The 19737-nt window shown below is 67.3% G+C and carries 17 protein-coding genes; 3 read left to right on the forward strand and 14 right to left on the reverse strand.

Going from position 1 to position 19737, the window contains the following annotated elements:
• Positions 1–7 precede the first annotated feature (7 nt).
• The 11 genes from fadD32 to glf form a co-directional block, all read right to left on the reverse strand.
• On the reverse strand, positions 8–1897 hold the full coding sequence (fadD32, locus tag QOD90_RS04770) for a long-chain-fatty-acid--AMP ligase FadD32 (protein ID WP_526347192.1): 1890 nt from the start codon (positions 1895–1897) through the stop codon (positions 8–10).
• 240 nt (positions 1898–2137) lie between these two features.
• Positions 2138–3148, reverse strand: a complete 1011-nt coding sequence (culp6, locus tag QOD90_RS04775) for a carboxylesterase Culp6 (RefSeq protein ID WP_526347194.1) — start codon at positions 3146–3148, stop codon at positions 2138–2140.
• An 18-nt stretch (positions 3149–3166) separates the two neighbouring features.
• Entirely contained in the window at positions 3167–3556 is a 390-nt protein-coding gene (locus tag QOD90_RS04780) for a DUF732 domain-containing protein (protein ID WP_526347196.1), read from the reverse strand.
• A 140-nt stretch (positions 3557–3696) separates the two neighbouring features.
• Positions 3697–4587 carry an alpha/beta hydrolase gene (locus QOD90_RS04785; RefSeq protein ID WP_526347198.1) on the reverse strand — a complete coding sequence of 297 codons (891 nt, stop codon included), beginning with the start codon at positions 4585–4587 and terminating at the stop codon, positions 3697–3699.
• 143 nt (positions 4588–4730) lie between these two features.
• Entirely contained in the window at positions 4731–5714 is a 984-nt protein-coding gene (locus QOD90_RS04790) for an alpha/beta hydrolase (protein ID WP_526347200.1), read from the reverse strand.
• A gap of 117 nt (positions 5715–5831) precedes the next feature.
• Positions 5832–6878, reverse strand: coding sequence for an alpha/beta hydrolase (locus tag QOD90_RS04795; protein ID WP_526347241.1), 1047 nt, complete (start codon positions 6876–6878; stop codon positions 5832–5834).
• Positions 6879–7133: 255 nt separating this feature from the next.
• Positions 7134–9158, reverse strand: coding sequence for a terminal beta-(1->2)-arabinofuranosyltransferase (gene aftB / locus QOD90_RS04800; protein WP_526347202.1), 2025 nt, complete (start codon positions 9156–9158; stop codon positions 7134–7136).
• The gene (locus QOD90_RS04805) at positions 9136–10053 is read right to left on the reverse strand and encodes a decaprenyl-phosphate phosphoribosyltransferase (RefSeq protein WP_526347204.1); all 918 of its coding nucleotides are present in this window, start codon (positions 10051–10053) and stop codon (positions 9136–9138) included. Before QOD90_RS04805 ends, aftB begins: the two co-directional genes overlap by 23 nt.
• Positions 10050–10580 (reverse strand): phosphatase PAP2 family protein, encoded by a 531-nt coding sequence (locus tag QOD90_RS04810; RefSeq protein WP_526347206.1) that lies wholly within the window; start codon positions 10578–10580, stop codon positions 10050–10052. The genes QOD90_RS04805 and QOD90_RS04810 overlap by 4 nt, the downstream gene beginning before the upstream one ends.
• Positions 10577–12526: a glycosyltransferase family 2 protein gene (locus tag QOD90_RS04815; RefSeq protein WP_526347208.1), complete on the reverse strand. Its 1950-nt coding sequence runs from the start codon at positions 12524–12526 to the stop codon at positions 10577–10579. Before QOD90_RS04815 ends, QOD90_RS04810 begins: the two co-directional genes overlap by 4 nt.
• Positions 12527–12528: 2 nt before the next feature.
• Positions 12529–13752, reverse strand: a complete 1224-nt coding sequence (gene glf, locus QOD90_RS04820; RefSeq protein WP_526347210.1) for a UDP-galactopyranose mutase — start codon at positions 13750–13752, stop codon at positions 12529–12531.
• Positions 13753–13949: 197 nt separating this feature from the next.
• Between glf and QOD90_RS04825 the strand changes: the two genes are divergently transcribed.
• Together QOD90_RS04825 and QOD90_RS04830 are read left to right on the forward strand one after the other, a co-directional pair.
• A complete protein-coding gene (locus QOD90_RS04825; RefSeq protein WP_526347212.1) occupies positions 13950–14867 on the forward strand; it encodes a hypothetical protein in 918 nt (305 codons plus the stop codon).
• 186 nt (positions 14868–15053) lie between these two features.
• Positions 15054–16610 carry an N-acetylmuramoyl-L-alanine amidase gene (locus QOD90_RS04830; RefSeq protein ID WP_526347243.1) on the forward strand — a complete coding sequence of 519 codons (1557 nt, stop codon included), beginning with the start codon at positions 15054–15056 and terminating at the stop codon, positions 16608–16610.
• 6 nt (positions 16611–16616) lie between these two features.
• Here QOD90_RS04830 and QOD90_RS04835 read toward each other — a convergent pair whose 3' ends face one another.
• The 3 genes from QOD90_RS04835 to QOD90_RS04845 are packed head-to-tail and all read right to left on the reverse strand — an operon-like array spanning position 16617 to position 18989.
• Positions 16617–17429 (reverse strand): Cof-type HAD-IIB family hydrolase, encoded by an 813-nt coding sequence (locus QOD90_RS04835; protein ID WP_526347214.1) that lies wholly within the window; start codon positions 17427–17429, stop codon positions 16617–16619.
• The gene (locus QOD90_RS04840) at positions 17429–18175 is read right to left on the reverse strand and encodes a lysophospholipid acyltransferase family protein (RefSeq protein WP_526347216.1); all 747 of its coding nucleotides are present in this window, start codon (positions 18173–18175) and stop codon (positions 17429–17431) included. The genes QOD90_RS04835 and QOD90_RS04840 overlap by 1 nt, the downstream gene beginning before the upstream one ends.
• 4 nt (positions 18176–18179) lie before the next feature.
• Positions 18180–18989, reverse strand: a complete 810-nt coding sequence (locus tag QOD90_RS04845) for a lysophospholipid acyltransferase family protein (protein ID WP_526347218.1) — start codon at positions 18987–18989, stop codon at positions 18180–18182.
• Positions 18990–19007: 18 nt separating this feature from the next.
• Between QOD90_RS04845 and QOD90_RS04850 the strand changes: the two genes are divergently transcribed.
• Positions 19008–19721: a phosphotransferase gene (locus QOD90_RS04850; RefSeq protein WP_526347220.1), complete on the forward strand. Its 714-nt coding sequence runs from the start codon at positions 19008–19010 to the stop codon at positions 19719–19721.
• The last annotated feature ends 16 nt before the right edge of the window (positions 19722–19737 follow it).

Raw genomic sequence — 19737 nt, forward strand, 5'->3', positions numbered from 1 at the left:
GCGACGGTTAGTCCGTCTGATCTGGGAACGCGTTCGCGGTCTTTCCGTTGCGCAGGCTTCCGTCGAGGTAACCGGTGCGGCAGGCGCGGCGGCCGATCTTGCCGCTCGACGTGCGAGGGATCGCGCCTGCCGGGGTCAAGAGGACGTCGCGCACGGTGACACCGTGCCGGACCGCGATCGCGGCGCGGATGTCGTCGGCCACCGGAGCGAGGTCCATCTTGTTGGCACCCGCCGCACGCTCGGCGACGATCACCAGCTGCTCGGAGGAGTCCTGGGGATCGAACTTCAACCCGGCGTGGGCGTTGTCGAACACCTCGGTGGGCAGCTGGTTCGCGGGCACCGAGAACGCCGCGACGAACCCGGTGCGCAGCGCCTTGCTGGCCTCCTGCGCCGAGTACTCGAGATCCTGCGGGTAGTGGTTGCGGCCATCGATGATGACCAGATCCTTGACGCGGCCGGTGATGTACAGGTCACCGTCGTAGAACGCGCCGTAGTCGCCGGTGCGGACCCACGTCGAGTCGTCGGTGGCGCCTTCGGCGTGCGACGGGTTGGTCCTGGACTTCAGGATGTTCTGGAACGTCTCCCTGGTCTCCTCGGGCTTGCCCCAGTAGCCGGTGCCCATGTTCTGGCCGCTGATCCAGATCTCGCCGATCTGCCCGTCGGGGAGCTCGGTCGCAGTCTCGGCGTCGACGATCGCGGCCCACTCGGCCACGCCGACCTTGCCCGCCGAGGCCTGCGCCACGGCCGACGGCGCGTCCTTGGGCACCTCCACGAAGCGGTGTGCGTTGAGCGCGTCACGATCGACGTAGACGATCTTCGGCGGCTCGTTGGCCGGGGTGGTCGAGACGAACAAGGTGGCCTCGGCCAAACCGTAGGACGGCTTGATGGCCGAGGGCTGGAAGCCGTATTCGGCGAACGCCTCGTTGAACCGGTGCACGGTGGCGGCGGAGATCGGCTCGCTGCCGTTGAGGATGGCCTTCACGTTCGACAGGTCCATCGGCGGCTCGCCCTCCTTGGGCAGTCCGCGCGCCGCGGCGTGGTCGAAGGCGAAGTTCGGCGCGACCGAGATGACACCGCCGGTGTCACCTTCCTTGCGGGCCAACTCCCGGATCCACCGGCCGGGCCTGCGGACGAACGCCGCGGGCGTCATGAACGTGACGTAGTGGCCGATCAGCGGCGACACCATCGCCGTAATGAGCCCCATGTCGTGGAAGAACGGCAGCCAGCTGACGCCGCGGTCACCCTCGTCGCCTCCGATGCCCTCGATGACCTGGACGATGTTGGTCGCCAGATTCAGGTGGGTGATCTGCACCCCGGTCGGGATGCGCGTCGAACCCGAGGTGTACTGCAGGTAGGCGATGGTGTCGTGGGTGACTTCCTCCTGCACCCAGGTGGCGGCCACCTCGTTGGGCACCGCGTCGACGGCGATGACGCGCGGCCGCTCCTTGGCGGGCCTGCTGCGGAAGAACTTGCGGACGCCTTCGGCGGAGCTCGTCGTGGTCAGGATGGCGGTCGGCTGGCAGTCGTCCAGCACCGCGTGCAGGCGGCCGACGTGGCCCGGCTCGGCCGGGTCGAACAGCGGCACGGCGATGCGGCCGGCGTACAGCGCACCGAAGAACCCGACGAGGTAGTCCAGGTTCTGCGGGCACAGGATGGCGACGCGGTCACCCGGCTGGGTGACCTGCTGCAGGCGGGCACCCACGGCGCGGTTACGCGCACTGAAGTCGGACCAGGTGAGGTTGCGGGCCACGCCGTCGCGCTCGGTGGAGAAATCCAGGAACTGATACGCGAGGCTGTCGCCGCGCACTGTCGCCCATTTCTCGACGTGACGGACCAGGTTGCCGTTGTCGGGAAACCTGATGAGACCGTCCTTCAAGAACGGGTTGTGGAATCCCATTTCACTCTCCTGTCGAAGCTGCTCCTGCCGCGAACCGGGGGAGGCCAAACCTCAAGATCGTACCGGGGAGTGGCCGCTGCATTTCGGACCAACTCTGCTGACACCCCGTGCGGCTTCCCACTCGTGTGCTCTTACTTTTCTCTTAATGTTAGGTGACCTTCTGGCATCGGCCAAATCCACCTTGCCCACATCGTGATCCGGGCTGAACCCCGCGCCGACACAGCAACTACTGGCCGCTACTCAGCCGTGCTTCGGATGGGGCGCGTTGTCGATGACGCCTCGGGCCCACGATTGCGTCCACTGGGTCGAAGTCTGCCCGTCGAGCACCCAGAATTCCGGGGTGTTGTACAGGGCGTGCACCGGCTGCCCCGCACCTCCGCTGAGTACTTCCAACGTCTTTGGGAGGTTGACGATCGAGAACGCCCCCTCAGGTGCCGAGCAGATCAGGTCCCCGGTGGCGCAAATCTCGTTCGTCCGGTCGTTCAACGTGCCGAAGCCGCCGGGCCGCGGGCCGGTCATCGTCAGGCCGAGGCCGTCCAGCATCGGCACCTCGTGCAACGTGATCTCCGCTCCCTGGCCCGGGGGATTGGGCCCGATGTCCTGACCGACGGCGTCCTGCCTACGCCCGTCCGCGATCAACGTGACGCCGAGCACCAGATCCGCGTCGACGGGACCCCGGCCGTTGCCGATGTCGCTGGCGATGTCGCCACCGATGACCGCGCCCTGGGAGAACCCGACGATCACGTAACTCGTCAACGGGCAGCGGCTGTTCATGTCCGTCAGCGCCTTGACCGCGGCCTTGGTGCCCTCGGCGCGGCTGTCGTTGTATGACATCTGCTTGTCCGCCGCGAACGGATTGTGGAACTGCGCCGTGTACGGAACCGTGTACTCGGCGACCCTGTCCTCGCCGAACGCCTGCCGCAGCGGGTTGGTGACGTTGAGCAGCAGCGCGATCGGGAACTGCGTCGGGTTGGCGGGGTCGAGTTGGAGCGACGACTCCCAGGTGCCGGGAATCGACAACACCATCACGTCCGCGCAACTGGCGTCCTGGAACTCCGGCCGCGGCTTCTGACCCGGCGTCGTCAAGCCGGTCGACGGTTGGGCGGTGGGCGGCGTCGCCGACGGCGGTGAGTCTGGGGACCGCATCAGAATCCAGAGCCCGACGGCGACGAGACCGACCAGTACCGCCACCGACCCTGCCGCGACTAGCGCGAGGAGTCGATGACGTTTGCGTTGGCGGTTGTTGGCCATGAAGTGGGGAGTCTCCTACTAGCAGAGTGTGTCGTTGGCGATGCGAATGTAGTCGGCGGTCTCGGAGTTGACCTGGCCGGCTGGCGGAGCCATCGATTCGGCATACGAGTCCCTGACGTCGCCGCGCACCATCGGCAGGACGAAGTCCCACACCTCCTGGTCGCTCTGCCTGGCGGCACGCGCCTGGCACACGCAGGAGCCGATGTTCAAGGCGGATAATTCACTCGACGGTTCCACGCCCGCTTCGGAGAGCGCGTCGAGAAACGCGCGCTGCGCCGGCGTGATCACGAAGTCAGGCGCCTCACCCGAGTCCACCGCCGGCGGTTCGGCGAAGGTCTGCACGCTGGTTCCCGACGTCGCGGTCTCCGATTGCGGCATCCCGATGGTTGCCATCACGTCGTCGCCCATGCCACAACCACTGACCATCAATGCCGCACAGGCCATTGCGGCGCTTGCCGTCCGAGGTCTGCCGAGTTGCACGCCTCCAACGTACCGGCTGCCATCACCGGACCACGGGAACCGTTTGCTGAAGTCGTGCCCGAGCGCCTCTACCTGATGGCGGCGACCAGGTCGCCTGACATCGCGCCGAGTTGCGGACCCCAGCTGCCCCAATCGTGTTGCCCGCCGCCGCCGAGGTCGAAGTGCCCGTTGTGACCACCGACCGAGCGGTAGTGCTGATAGAAGGTGCGGTTGCTGCCTGCGGCCTGGTCGCAGACGCCGATCATCGCGGCGGGGTCAGTGCAGCTCAGTGCCGCGGGGCTGTACACCCACAGGCGAGTGTTGTTGGCGTTCAACAGGTCGACGTGCACGTCGGGGTCGTGCCACTTCCACCGACCCAGTTGCGCCGCACCCCACATGGCTTGGGTGTTGGCACCGCCGAAGCTCGCCAGCCCGGCGGTGATCGCACCGTTGAACGTGGTCTGGGACGGGGTCAGGAAACCGGACAGCGAACCCGCGTAGCGGAACCGGTCCGGGTGGAAGGCGGCAAGTGCCATGGCGCCGTAGCCACCCTGGGCGGCACCGACGACGCCGTGCCCGTTGGGAGCCAGGCCCTTGTTCGCGGCCAGCCAGTCCGGCAACTCCTGGGACAGGAAGGTGTCCCACTGCTTGCTGCCGTCGGCTTCCCAGTCGGTGTACATGCTCCAGGCTCCGCTTGCCGGCGCGGCCACCGAGATGCCGCGGCCCGCGAGGGCGCTCATCGCGTTGCCCGCGGTGACCCAGTTGCTGACGTCCGGCGCGGCGTTGAAAGCGTCCAGCAGGAACACCGCGTGCGGGCCACCGGCTTGGAAGGCGACGGGGATGTCGCGGCCCATCGCCGCCGAGGGAACCATCAGGTACTCGACCCCCGCGGCCCTCGCGATGTGGGGGCTCGCCATCCACAAACCCGCGGCCAGCGTCAGGGCACACATCGTCCGGAAGAGCATCGAGACCAGCCTCATACCCACCTCACCAATCTGTCGACCGACTGAGCGCCCCGTCCGCTCGGGTTGTAGTGAATCACATCACGACGACGGGACGCGCCGGAAACGAGCGACGGCGGCGACCCCCGAAGGGATCGCCGCCGCCGATCGATCGCTTTTTGCTACGCCGCGGGAGTGGCGCTCAGTACGCGCTGGATGTCAGGCTTCATCGCCTGCAGCTGCTGGCCCCAGTACGGCCAGTCGTGCGTGCCGGCATCGGGGAAGTTGAACACGGCGTTCTTGCCGCCGGCAGCGAGGTAGTTGTCCTGGAACGTCTTGTTGGTGCGCAGGGTCAGGCTCTCCAGGAACTTGGCAGGCAGGTTGTTTCCGCCGAGATCCGACGGGGTGCCGTTGCCGCAGTAGACCCAGATGCGGGTGCCGTTCGCGACCAATGTCGCCAGGTTGACCATCGGGTCGTTGTACTTCCAGGCGGGATCGGTCTCGGCGGGTCCCCACATGTCGTCGGCCTTGTAGCCGCCGGCGTCACCCATCGAGGTGTTCACCAGGCCGGGCCACCAACCCTCGGAGAGGTTGAGGAAGCCCGACAGCGAGGCCGCGTACTGGAACTGCTGCGGGTGGTGGATGGCCAGCGTCAGCGACGCCGAACCGGCCATCGAGAGGCCGATCGCAGCGGTCCGCGTGGAGTCGACGGACTTGTTGGCCGCGAGGTAGGCAGGAAGCTCAGACGTCAGGAAGGTTTCCCACTTGTACGTCGAGCAGATGCCGGTCTTCTTGCTGCAGGCCGGCTTGTACCAATCGCTGTAGAAGCTCGACTGTCCACCGACGGGCATGACCACCGAGAGGCCGGAGCCGTTGTACCACTCGAAGGCGGCCGTGTTGATGTCCCAGCCGTTGAAGTCGTCCTGCGCGCGGAGACCGTCGAGCAGGTAGACGCCGGGCGCGTTGGACCCGCCGCTCTGGAACTGGATCTTGATGTCGTGGCCCATGCCTGCGGACGGAACCATCAGGTACTCGACCGGCAGTCCCGGCTTCGAGAATGCCCCTGCTGTCGCCGAGCCGCCGACGGCGCCGACCAGTCCTGCCAGCGTTCCCGCTGCCAGGGCCACAACCGCAGCGCGGCGCGCCATCTTGCCTACGAAACTCATGCTTGTATGAATCCTTTTCATTCGAATGCCGCACGACAGACCCGCTGCGTGCCGCTGTAGTCAACCACATGCAGGAGTGATACCTCTCTCCTGCACGTGTCCTTCCTGGTCACCGACTCAGCCATTGAGCGTGGCGATCAGGTCGGGCTTGAGGGTCTGCAGCTGCTGACCCCAGTAAGCCCACGAATGGTTTCCCTCTGGCGGGAAGACGAAGGTGGCATTGCTGCCACCGGCCTTGGCGTACTTCTCCTGAAAGCGCTTGTTGCTGTTGATGGCAAGCGACTCCAAGCTGTTGGCGTTGAACGACTGACCTGGGTCGACGTTCTCGTCGAGCGGTCCACCGCCGGGCGCGCAATAGACGTACAGCCGCGTGCCGTTGGCGACGATTCGGTCGACCTGAACGACCGGGTCGTTGCGCTTCCACGCCGAATCCCACGGCGGGCCCCACATGTTGTCGACGTTGTAGCTGCCCGCATCGAGCATCGCGACCCGGATCGCCTGCTTCATGAAGAGCGTCGACGGGTTGAGGAACCCAGAAAGCGATGCCGCGTACTTGAACTGTGCGGGGTGGTACGCGGAAAGGATCAACCCGGCGCCACCAGCCATCGACAGGCCGACGATTGCGTTGCCCGTCGGCGAGACCTGCTTGGCCGATGCGAGATACGCCGGGAGTTCCTTGGTGAGGAACGTCTCCCACTTATAGGTATAGGTCTGATCGTTGAAACTCGATGGTGAATACCAGTCGGTGTAGAAGCTGGATTGGCCACCGACGGGCATGACCACCGCGACGCCCGAGTTGTAGAACCACTCGAAGGCGGGCGTGTTGATGTCCCAGCCGTTGAAGTCGTCCTGCGCGCGCAAACCGTCGAGGAGGTACACCGCCTTGCTCGGGGGCGCGGGGACTGCGGCAGGCGGGTGGGGCACGTCGGTCGCCTCAGCTGTCGGGGTCACCGGAGCGCCCGCGCCCGCCACCTCGGGCGCGGGGGTGGCCGGGGCCGTGCCGGGGTCCGATGTCGCCGCCGGGGCGGCTCCGGGCTGGTACTCGACGCGGATGTTGCGGCCCATCGCCGCCGAGTAGACGTCGAGGTACTCGACGGGCAGACCCGCGCGGGAGAAGGCCGACGCCGTCGGAGTACCCCCCGAGACGTCGCCGAGCGCCGTCATGACGGGCAGCGCGAGCACCGCGGCCAACACCACGAAGGCGCGGCGAAGCTCGGATTTCCCGGCGCCGAGGCGCGAAATCGTCCACATCGGTTCGCTCTTACCATCCAATTTCGTATGTCCGGCGCCGGTGAACGGCGGTTTTCCGTGGCACAGCTCATGGCAAGTGCTGACTCACTCGACTGTGTATCGCCTCAACGTGGCCTGACCGTTACCAAAGCAGAACGAGCAGCTGGCAAACAAATCCCGTGGGCTGGGTCAGGGCCCCGTCGCGGGCAGGCCGGTGTAGGGCGCGACCTTCGGCGGGGGCGGTTCCAGACCGCATCGGGCCAGCTCATAGCGCGGCACGCGGTCGATCCGGTAATTGGTGAACTGCCAGGCGTTGAGCACGTTCGAGGCGAACCGCTTCAGTCCCAGCGGGCCCCGCACCGACGAGAGCATGGCGTCGGTCTCCGGGCAGGTCAGTGCGATCTTTGCTTGCGCCACCCAGTCCTCGTCGAGATACGGCGGAATGTAGGGCCGCATGGGCAGGAACGGCCCCTCGGCCACCGCCCAGTCGGGAAACAGGTTCTTGTCGTGGCCGATGCGGGCGTCCTCGAGGCGCGCGGTGTGCGCGGCCAACGGATTGGCCAGCCCGATCTGGTCGATGACCCGAACGTCGAGACCGACGTTCATGCCGAGCATCCCCAGATTGGTGAAGAACACGGTGTGCGGGCCGCGACGCTGCGCCTCGGTGAGCGGAGGTTCGCCGGGCGCCGGGGGTGGCGGCGGGATCGCGGGGACGACGTCCCACTGGTCGTAGTTGCCGGACGGCAGCAGCAGCGCGCCCTCCGGGGTGTTGTCGATGGCCGCGACGACGGCGCGCATGCGCGGGTAGTCGAGGTAGTCGGCGGCCGTCAGCGGATGCGCGTGGCCGGTGGCCTGCGCATAGAAGCGGCGCTCGTCGACGATGCCGGAGTACGTGACCCTCGTCGCGTCCGCACCGAGACCGGGCGAGTTCGCCGCCCACATCGACCAGCCGACGACCGCCAGCCAGAACACCGTGGTGGCGCCCGCCAACAGATAACCGGGGCCGCGGACCGCGCGCATCCCCGACGGCAACACCACGGGGATCACCGAAATCGGTGCCAGCAGGCAGAACAACGGCGTCAGCAGGACGCGGCCGTGCATGAAGTCGCCACCCTGACGGATCCAGTAGACCGCTTGAAGCAGACCGCTACCCGCCATGAAAACCACTACGGCGGTTGGACTTTGAAGCAGGCTCGACCATCGCCCGCGACTGGGACCGACCGGCCCGCGCTTGCGCCACAGCAGACTGCGGACCCCGAGTAGCAGCAGGCTAAGACCCGCGAGCAGAACCAGAGGCACCCACAGCAGATACGGGTGATTGAAGTTGGAGAGGTAGACGAAACCCTGCGACCACTTGGAACCCGACGCGTCCTTGGCAATCGCGGTGCCGGGGACGAGGAGGCCGTAGTACCCCATCCGGAACACCTCGTAGACCACGGGCAGCAGGCCGCCTGCGGCGACGACGAGCAACCGCCGGTGCCAGCCGTGCGCCGCGATGAGCATCATCACCAGGGCGAGTCCGCCGATCAGCGCGAGTTCCGGTCTGATCAGCACGCTGAGGCCGGCGACGAACGCCAGCGCACCGTCGAACACGCGCCCCGTGGCATTGCCGGGAGCCTCGTTCTGGGCGGTGGGATTGACCCTTGGCGCCTGCGACCAGCAGACCATCAGCCACCAGAGCAAGCCGAGATAGGCCAGCACCAAACCGTTTTCGAGCCCTGACGTCGCGAAGTCCCGTGCAGGGGGAATCGCGACGTAGACCACCGCACCGGCGGGAAGCAGCAGGGCCTGCCTGCCGCGGAGGCCCGGCGCGTAGAGCCGGCCGGTGCCGAGCATGACGAACACGATGCCAGCGACGCTCAGCACCAAGGCCAGGATCAGGGCCACGTACTCGAGCCGTACCGGCCCGCCGATCCACGCCCCGAGGGTGACCAGGTACGTCCACACCGTCGACGTGTTGGCCTCCACCCGCTCACCCTGGTTGAAGACGGGGCCGTTGCCCGCCAACAAGTTTCGCACGGTACGCAGGACGATCAGACCGTCGTCGGCGATCCACCTGCGCTGCCAGGCGCCCCATGCGTACAGCACGCCGACCACCATCACGCTGAGCCAGAGGCTGATCCGCACGGTGGCGTTGTACGGGAACGCAGGCCAGCGCGCCAACCGGAGCCCGGCGGCGGCACTCGGCCGGTCAGCTGAAGTAGACGGCCGCACCAATGGTTCCGATCAACGCCACGCCAAGCAACTGCAGCACGCGGTCGCGCAGCACGATGTCCTCGGGCTCGCCTGCCATCCCGCCGTCGACGTCGACGGCGTAGCGCAGGATCGCGATCGTGAACGGGACCATCGAGATGGCGAACCAGGATCCGTCGTTGATGCGGTCCCGCTCGAACGCCCACAGTCCGTAACACACCACCACGGCGGTCGCCGACAGCGTCCAGACGAATCGCAGGTAGGTGCTGGTGTAACTCTCCAGCGACTTGCGGATCTTGGCGCCCGTACGTTCGGCGAGTTGCAGTTCCGCGTAACGCTTTCCGGCCACCATGAACAGCGAGCCGAAGGCCATCACCAACAGGAACCACTGCGACAACGGAATGCCCGCCGCGGCGCCGCCGGCGATCGCCCTGATCAGATAAGCCGACGACACGATGCAGATGTCCAGCACGGCTTGATGTTTGAGGCCGAAGCAGTACGCCAGCTGGATGCAGATGTAGACCGCAATCACCACGGCGAGGTTCGGGGTAACGAGCCAGGATACGGTGAGCGAGATCGCCGCGAGTACCACCGCAAGCGCGTAGGCGAGCTGTTGCGGCACCACGCCCGCGGCGATGGGGCGGAACCTCTTCGTCGGATGCTCGCGGTCGGCCTCGACGTCGCGGGCATCGTTGATGAGATATATGGACGAGGCAGCAAGGCTGAACGCCACGAACGCGATGCCGACCTTGATCAGCACGTCACGGTAGTCGTACTCGAAGTTGCCGCCGAGGGCAAAAAGCGGAGCCGCGAGAACCAGCAGGTTCTTCACCCACTGGCGCGGGCGAAGGGCCTTGACGATCCCCGTTGCCAGATTCTTGGGCGGTCCCGCCACGGGCGGCGCTTCCTCACTCATGCGCGCTCACCTGTCTCCTTCCGGTCGGCAACGGCGCCAACCGTCTTCGCCACCATTGTTCCCACGGCCACCCCGGTGAGCACGTCCGTCGGATAGTGCACGCCAAGCACCAAGCGGGACAACGCCATCGGCGGTACCAACAGCACCGGCAGCGGCAGACCCGTCGCGCGACCCAGCAGGATCGCCGCGGCGGTGGTCGACGTCGCATGCGCCGAGGGGAAACTGAGCCGACTCGGCGTCGAGACGTTGACGGCGATCGACGGGTGGTGCGGACGCTCCCGCTTCACCACCCGCTTGATGACGACCGCGGCGGCGTGGGCGACGAACGCACCGATGCCCGCGGTCAGCCAGACCCTCCGTCGCTTCGGCTGCAGCAGCGCCCCAAGTAGCGACACCCCGACCCAGCCCGCACTGTGCTCGCCGAAGTGTGAAAGGGCACGCGCCCCGGGAAGGACGCCAGGGCGCCCGGCGAGGGTCGACTGGACGGCGACCAGTGCCGCATCCTCGCCCCGCAGGGTGTCGGTCACCGGGATGCTTCTGCCGGAGCCGTCGACGTGGGCAGCACCGTCTCCCACTTTTGCGTGCTGGCCAGCACGGGCAACGCGTCGCGGTACACGCGCCGCATGCGGTTGAACTTGCGGATCAGCAGTGCCTGACGCTTCAGCGACTCGCGGAGGAGCTCGAACATCTTGGCTCGGTCACGCTGGCGGAACACGACGCCGCGACCGTCGGCCGTGGTAACCGTGACGCCGTCGACCCTTGACAGGGAGAACCACCGCGCGTCCTGGGTGGCGACGTTGATCTGCGGGCGGACGTGGTGTTGCGGATCATGCGCCTTCAGTTGGTGGACGACGCCGCGGCTCAGCCGCAGCGAGATCGCCAGCGGGCTCACGGGGATCTGAACCTTCTTGCGCCACCGCTTGTCCGACGGCGTCGGCAGCGCGGTGGCACTCGGCAGCACCACCGCGTCCGGGTAGGCCTGGCGCATCCTTCGCACCTCGGGCAGTGCCGACTCCAGGATGGAGAAGATGTGTTCGGGGCCCGCCAGGAAGTCGTCCATCGCCTTGTTCTGGATCGCAACCGTCGAATACTCAAGGCAGAGAAGGTGTTTGATGGTCGCCTTCAGATGGCTGGCGACCAGGCCGGTGACGCTGCCGTCCCAGTGAATGGCCGCCACCACCAACCGGTTGCGCAGGTGGAAGTACGCCTGCCAGTCGATCGCGTCATCCTTGTCGCTCCACGCCATGTGCCAGATCGCGGTGCCGGGCAGTGTGACCGTTGGATAGCCGTGTTCGGCTGCGCGCAGCCCATATTCGCAGTCGTCCCACTTGATGAACAGCGGCAGGGGCTGGCCGAGTTCCTCGGCGACGGCCCGCGGGATCATGCACGTCCACCAGCCGTTGAAGTCGACGTCGATGCGGCGGTGCAGGAGACGGCTGCGCAGCTCCTCCTCGTCGTTCAGCGGGAACTTGGCGAAGTTGTGGTCGTACTCCGTGTTGACCGCGTTGGTCCACATGAAGTTCGACTGGTCGACCATCTCGCCCATCACGTGCAGGTGAGAGGGCTCCTGCAAATTGAGCATCTGGCCGCCAATCAGCATGGGCGACTTCGCGAATCGGTTGAACGCCAGCGCCCGCAGGATCGAGTCGGGCTCGATGCGGATGTCGTCGTCCATGTAGAGGATCTGCTCGCAGTCCGTGTTCTTCAGCGCCTCGTACATCACCCGGCTATAGCCGCCGGACCCGCCGAGGTTGGGCTGATCGTGAACGGCCAGCCGATTGCCAAGCGCCGCTGCGGCGGCAGCGAAGTCGGGATGGTCCTTGGCCTTGTTGGTGCCCTGGTCGGGCACGATCACCGCGGTGATCACCGCGTCGACCAACGGATCCGACGTGAGCGCGGCGAGCGCATTGACGCAGTCCGACGGCCGGTTGAACGTCGGGATGCCAACGGCCACGTTGGCCCGGCCCGGGGCGGGGATCGGCGCATACCAACCCGCGCTATGCAACGTGACCTTGGTGTCGGTGTTGACGTCGAACCAGATCCAGCCGCCGTCCTCGAACGGATCGAGGCCGACCTCGAACTCCACGACCGCGGGCTGGTCGGGGTTCTCGCTCGACACCTGGCTGCCCGCGACCGTGATACGGGCGCCAGTGGCCTTGGAGCGGTAGACGTCGACCCGCGCGCTGCCGGTCAATTCGACTCGCAGCACCACGGATTCGAGGATCGTCCACCGGCGCCAGTAGCTGGCGGGGAAGGCGTTGAAGTACGTCGCGAACGAGACCTCGGATTCGGTTCCGATCTCCAGCGTGGTCCGGCTCGGCGCGTGCGCGCGCCTAGAGTTGGTGCTCGCTTCCGCGATGTAGAGAGACCGGACGTCCAGCGGCTCACCGGGTCGCGGGAGGATCACGCGGGACAGCAGGCTGACCGCTCGGTCTTGTCCGGCGTCGAGCGCGCCCGACGGGATGTCACTCATTCTCAGCTGCTTTCTTCGAGCGGCGCACCGTCGCGGAGGTGCGGCGCAAGCGTGTTGTCGTACATGTTCAACGCACTGGCGATCGCCATGTGCATGTCGAGGTATTGGTAGGTGCCGAGGCGGCCGCCGAAGAGCACCTTCGCCGACGCGGCCTCGGCGCGCGCCAGTTCACGGTAGGCCGTGACCATCGCCCGATCCTCCGGGGTATTGATGGGGTAATAGGGCTCGTCGTCGTCCTTGGCGAAGCGCCCATACTCGCGCATGATGACGGTCTTGTCGGTCGGGTAGGCACGCTCGGGGTGGAAGTGCCGGAACTCGTGAATCCTGGTGTACGGCACGTCGGCATCGTTGTAGTTCATCACCGGCGTGCCCTGGAAGTCGCCGGTGGCCAGCACCTCGGTCTCGAAGTCCAGCGTGCGCCAACCGAGCCGGCCTGCCGAATAGTCGAAGTAGCGATCCAGCGGACCGGTGTAGACGACCGGCGCGTCCGGGCTCTCGGCGCGAAGCTGATCGCGGACGTCGAACCAGTCGGTGCCCAGCCGCACTTCGATGCGGTCGTCGGCGGCCATGTTCTGCAACCATGCGGTGTAGCCGGCGGCCGGCAGGCCCTCGTAGGTGTCGCTGAAGTAGCGGTTGTCGAAGGTGTAGCGCACCGGCAGGCGGGTGATGTTGCTTGCCGGCAAGTTCGTCGGATCGGTCTCCCACTGCTTCGCCGTGTAGTGCTTCACGAACGCCTCGTAGAGCGGGCGCCCGATCAGACTGATCGCCTTTTCCTCGAAGTTCTCCGCGTCCTTCGTGTCGAACTCGGCGGCCTGCTCGGCGATCAGCGCGCGGGCCTCATCCGGCGTGAAGTACTTGCCGAAGAACTGCGACACCAGGCCAAGACCCATGGGGAACTGGTAGGACTGCCCGGCGTGCATGGCGAAGACGCGGTGCTGGTAGCCCGTGAACTCGGTGAACTGCCTGACGTAGTCCCACACGCGCTGGTTGGAGGTGTGGAAGAGGTGGGCGCCGTACTTGTGCACCTCGATACCGGTCTGCGGCTCGGGCTCGGAGTAGGCGTTGCCGCCGATGTGGGGTCTGCGGTCCAGGACCAGAACACGCTTGTCGAGCTGCGTGGCCACGCGTTCGGCGATCGTCAGACCGAAGAATCCGGAGCCGACGATTATGAGGTCGAAGTGGCCACCTGCCTGGAGCGCAGCGACCTGGGAAGAAGGAGCTGTCATCGGCAGCAAGGGTATCCGACGCGGGGGTCGGGGCTCGAATGCGTGCTCGGCTCGTCGCTCGACTACGGCAGGTCGCAATTCGCTCACGATTGCGCATCGTCACTCTAGGCACACCAGTCCCAGCCGTACCATCGAACGCGTTGCATCAAAACACCAGAAGCTCTACACACGGTCCAAGAAATACTGAGGAGACTTCCGTGCCTAACCGTCGTCGACGCAAGCTCTCGACAGCCATGAGCGCAGTCGCCGCCCTGGCCGTTGCAAGTCCAGTTGCAGTTGTCGCGCTATCCGACCTGACACCCACCACCGACGCAGCGCCGCAGCACCGTGAGTTCGTCCAGGCCGCCCTCGTTACCGACCTGCCCAACGAGCTGATCGGCGCCCTTACCCAGGGGCTGTCACAGTTCGGGGTCAACCTGCCGCCGCTGCCGACCGGGCTCCTGACGGGATCCGGCGCATCTCCGGCGTCGGCCCTGACCACCCCCGGCCTTACCGGTCTCGCCAGCCCGGGGCTGACGTCACCTGGTTTGACGGCACCGGGTCTCACGGCGCCCGGCCTCACTGCACCTGGTCTCACCGCACCTGGCCTGACGGCTCCCGGTTTGACCACACCCGGTCTGACCACGCCAGGCCTGACCACACCCGGTCTCACCACGCCAGGCCTGGCCACGCCAGGCCTGGCCACGCCCGGCCTCACCACCCCGGGGTTGACGACGCCAGGACTCGGTGGCGCCGGCCTGACGAACCCGGCACTGACCAGCCCCACCGGCGCGTTGCCGGGGTTGACGACACCGGCGGCCAACACCGGCCTTGGCCTGCCTGGCGCAGGTGAGGTCCCGATCGCCGATCCGATCGGCCTCGACCCGTCCGCGGGCACCTATCCGATCCTCGGCGGGGACCCCTCGCTCGGCCTCGGCGCTCCGGCGGCATCCAGCGGCGGTGGAGGGTTGCTCGGCGATCTCGGCAGCGCCGCTCAGACCCTTGGTGCCGGTCAGGCGATCGATCTGCTCAAGGGCATGGTCATGCCGATGATCACGGGCGCCATCCAGCAAGGTGCGGCAGCACCCGCGGCGGCAGCGGCGGCAGCAGCCCCGGCAGCACTTCCCGCCGCCTAGATCCTGCGACGAAACGGCACCGCAGAAGCCACGAACGGGCTCTGCGGTGCCGTTGCGCGCGAGATGTACCTCGGACAAACCGTGTCGAAACAGTAGTAACACCTGACTCATACGTAACATCGGGCCGTGCCGTGTCGTCGCCAATTGCCGTCGCTGCTCTTCTCTGCCGTCGCGGCGACGGCAGTGATGTTGCCGCTGGCCATCTATGGCGTGCCCGACGAAGCCGACCGCACCCCCGTCGCCACGACCCCGCTGATCGTCGAACGCCCGCTATCCGGCGTCGGCGGCGGCGAGACGATCCGCGAACTGCACCAGGACACCCCGTTCGCGATGGTGGCCCTCACCGCCGATGACCTCACTGGGACGACGGCCCGCGTCCGCGCCAAGAAGGCCGACGGCTCCTGGGGACCGTGGTACGAGGCGGACACCCTCGAGGGTGTCGGCCCCGATGCCCCAGTGCGCGGCACCGAACCCGTCTTCGTCGGCCACACCACCGACGTCCAGATCGCGGTGCACCGACCGGCGCCAGCGCCGACCGCGCCCATCGGCCCCCCGTCGGCCGGGCCGAAGGGCGACCTCGGGTACCTCCCGGCCAACGTCGAACAACCGTTGAACCAGGACTTCAAAGCCGTGCTGATCAGCCCACCCCAGGCGCCGGTCGACATCTCGTCGCTGCCACCGGAGGCCGCCACGCCACCCGGAGTCCCGCCGCCCATCATCGGGCGTGCCCAATGGGGTGCCGACGAATCGGAGGTGTGCGGAAAGACGGTGTACGACAGCGGAGTTCGCGCAGGCATCGTCCACCACACCGCAGGCAGCAACGACTACACCCCCGAAGACTCAGCCGGCATCGTCCGATCGATCTTCGAATACCACACCCGCACACTCGGCTGGTGCGACATCGCCTACAACGCGCTCGTCGACAGATACGGGCAGGTCTTCGAGGGCCGCGCAGGCGGCATCGACCGCCCCGTCGAGGGCGCCCACACCGGCGGCTTCAACGCCGACACCTGGGGGGTGGCGATGCTCGGGACCTTCGACGACGTTCCACCGACACCCATCCAACTGCGCACCACGGGACGCCTCCTCGGCTGGCGACTCGGCCTCGATCACGTCGACCCGATGGGCACCGTCGTCCTCACCTCGGCGGGCGGTTCGTTCACGAAGTTCGCCAGAGGCACCGCCGTCCCCTTGCCGACGATCTTCACCCACCGCGACGTCGGCAACACCGACTGCCCGGGCAACGCCGCCTACGCGGCCATGCCACTGCTGCGCGACACCGCAGCCCACTTCAACACCCCCATCGGCCCACGGTCTCTGGCCGATACCCTGCGCGGCGGGGCCATCTTCACCAAGTGGGCCGAGCTGGGCGGCGAGGCAAGCCCGCTGGGTGCCCCCCAGACTCCGGAGACTCCCGGCGACGCCGCGTCCCGATACGTGACGTTCGAAAAGGGTGCGCTGTACTGGTCACCCGACAGCGGGGCCGAACCCGTCACCGGCTCCATCTACGAAGCCTGGGGCAAGCTGGGTTTCGAGCGCGGCGCGCTCGGCCTACCGACCAGCGGCGAGATTCAGGAGCCGCAGTGGATCGTGCAGAACTTCCAGCACGGCACGCTGAACTTCGACCGCGAACACGGCACGGTCACCCGCGTGATCGACGGCATCGCCCTCGAGATCCCGCTCGATCAAGGCGACGCCCCGGTGCAACTCGAGCGCTTCACGCCCATCGGCGACAAGAGCTGAGGGGGCTTACAGCCACCAACGCTCGAGAACCCGCGCCAGCCCGTCGTCGGTGTTGGGCGTGGTGACCTCGTCGGCCGCAGCCTTCGCCTCCGGGTGCGCATTGCCCATCGCCACGCCAAGCCCGGCCCAGAGCAGCATCGGAATGTCGTTGGGCATGTCCCCGAACGCGACGACGTCCTCGGCCGTGATGCCAAGTGGCCTGGCCACCTCGTCAACGCCGGTGGCCTTGCTGACACCGAGCGGCGTCACCTCGATCAGACCGTTGTTGGTCGAGTAGGTCAGGTCGCCTTCGATGCCGACGTGTGGTGCCAGCGCCGCCGCCATGTCGGCGCTCCGCGCTCCCGCCTTGCGGATCAGAAGCTTGACCGCGGGCGCGCTCAGCACGTCCTCGAGCGACACCTCGGTGTTGTCGGGATTGAGCCAGGCGTGTTCGTAACCGGGTGAGCTGAGGAACTGCGGCGTCGCCGCGTCGTGCGCACTGCGGCCGACGCGTTCCACCGCAAGCCCGGCGCCGGGGATGACGCGCGTCGCCACCTCGGCGAGCTGCGCGAGCACGTCGACGGACAACGTCTGGGCGGACAGGATGCGATCGGTCGCCGAGTCGTACAGCACCGCGCCGTTGGCGCAGACCGCCATGGGTGCGATGCCGAGCGCCTCCACTACTGGTGAGATCCAGCGGGGCGGCCGGCCCGTCGCGAGCACGAACTGGGTGCCCGCGTCGACCGCGGCCAGGACCGCGGCCCTGGTTCGGGGCGTGACGAGCTCGTCTTGGTTGAGCAGGGTGCCGTCGACGTCGGTGGCGATGAGAGTGGGCAGCACTAGAGGTTCTCCGACTCCTTTCGAGCGCGCTCGGCGAGTTCGGCGTCTTCGCGCACCCTCGCCTGTTCCATGGTCGGGGCGCCACCGCCGAGTCGGCGGGGCACCCAGTAGGCACCTTCCGGGTGATCGTAGGACTGCTGCACCGCGTGCAGCAGGTCGGCCATCTCCGCGCGCAGCTCGCGCATCAACTGATCCGCAGAGCCGACGGGTGGCAGCGGTGGGCCGACCGCGACGGTGACCGGGATCTTCTTGCGTCCCACGTTTCTCGGGTGGTCCTTGGTCCAGATGCGGTGAGCGCCCCACACGATGACCGGAACGATCGGCACACCGGCCTCCAGTGCCATCCGCGTCGCCCCCGTCTTGAAGTCCTTGAGCTCGAAGCTTCGGCTGATGGTGGCCTCCGGGTACACACCGACGAGCTCGCCTTCGCGCAGCCGCGTCACCGCCACCGCGTAGGCGCCCGCCCCGGCACGACGATCCACCGGGATGGCCTTCGCATGCTTGATCAGGAAGTCGACGATCTTCACCTTCTGCATCTCGGCCTTGATCATGAAGCGCAGACGCCGCCCGCGCTTCTTCGCGGCGAGTGCCGCGGGCAGGAAGTCGAGGTAGCCGGTGTGGTTGATGGCGATCACCGCGCCGCCGGCCGCCGGGATGTTCTCCACGCCTTGATAGGTGATCCGCGTGCCGGTGGCTCGCACCGCGGTCACGGCCGTGATCTCCAGAATTCGGAAGACCGGTTCCATGCCGCTAGCCCGTTGGCTCGTCCGATTCGCTGCGCTGCGCCGGACCTGACTGCTCTTCGCGCACGCGCGCCTCGCGGCGGGCGGCCTTCTCGGCGGCCTCGTCGGCATCCATCCGGTTGGCTTCCGCGAGCGTCGGCGCGCCGCCGCCCATCCGGTGCGGCACCCAGAACTCGCCGGCCGGATGCTGCCCGTAGGCGATCTGAACCTGCTCGAGGAGATGCTGCATGCGCGAGTGCAGCAGCGCCGTCAGCTCCGCCGCGGGCAGCGTCGGCATGATGGGCTCACCGACCGCGATCGAGATGGGCACCTTCGGCCGTCGCATGTTCTTGGGATGACCCTTGGTCCACACCCGCTGGGCGCCCCACACGACGTGCGGAACGATCGGCACGTCGGCGGCGATCGCCATGCGTGCGGCGCCCGACTTGAACTCCTTGATTTCGAAGCTTCTGCTGATCGTCGCCTCTGGGTAGACGCCGACGAGCTCACCCTCCTTGAGCCTCTGGCACGCCTCGGCGAAGGATGCGGCACCACTGTCGCGGTCCACCGGGATGTGGCGCAGGCTGCGCATGATGGGACCGCTGATCTTGCTTTCGAAGACCTCGCGCTTGGCCATGAAGCGGACCTTGCGGCCGCGACCCTGCTTGAAGGCGGGCAGTCCGGCAAAGGTGAAGTCGAAGTAGCCGGTGTGGTTGATCGCGATCACCGCGCCGCCCGTGACGGGCAGATTCTCCACGCCGGTGACGGTGAACTTCAGCCCCTGCAGCCGCCACACACAGCGGGCGAGGTTGATGACAGTCCCGTATACCGGCTCCACACCTGGCAGCCTAGTCCGGTGACATTTCCCAGTTCGCCGGTATCCGTGCCCGACGTCGTTGCAAAGGTGGCTGCGCACCGGCCAGCGAGCGCCGTCTGGGTCAACGAACTCGGCGGCGTTACCTTCGCGATCGACTCCGGCGCGGAGTTCGTCAAGTGCTACCCCGAAACATCCCCCGAGTCGCTGCGCTCCTGCCCGCCGAACGAGCACGCAGGCCTGCTGGTGGCCGAGGCCGAACGGTTGCAGTGGGCGAGCCAGTACGTGACCGTGCCGCGAGTGCTGTCGGCCGGACTCGGATGGTTGCACACCGCTGGCCTGCCAGGGCGATCGGCAGTGGACCCGCGCTGGGCCCATGCACCCCGTACCGCCGCCAGGGCCATCGGCACCGGTCTGCGGCGGCTGCACGATGCACTGCCTGTCGCCGACTGCCCGTTCGGCAGGCCGTCGTGGGTGCCCGAGGACGCCCCGCCTGCCGATCTGCTGGTGGTGTGCCACGGCGACGCGTGCTCACCGAACACCTTGATGGCCGACGACGGCACGTTCTGCGGACACGTCGACCTCGGCGACCTGGGTGTCGCCGACCGCTGGGCCGACCTGGCCATTGCGTCGATGTCGCTGGACTGGAACTTCCCGACAGAAGGTGCAGGCGGTTTCGAGGCGACGCTGCTCGAGGCGTACGGCGTGACGCCGGATACTGAGCGCATGGCGTACTACCGCCGCGCCTGGGACTAAACTCGACCGAGCCGAT

This window comes from Mycobacterium sp., from assembly GCF_032161845.1.
Lineage (GTDB): Bacteria > Actinomycetota > Actinomycetes > Mycobacteriales > Mycobacteriaceae > Mycobacterium.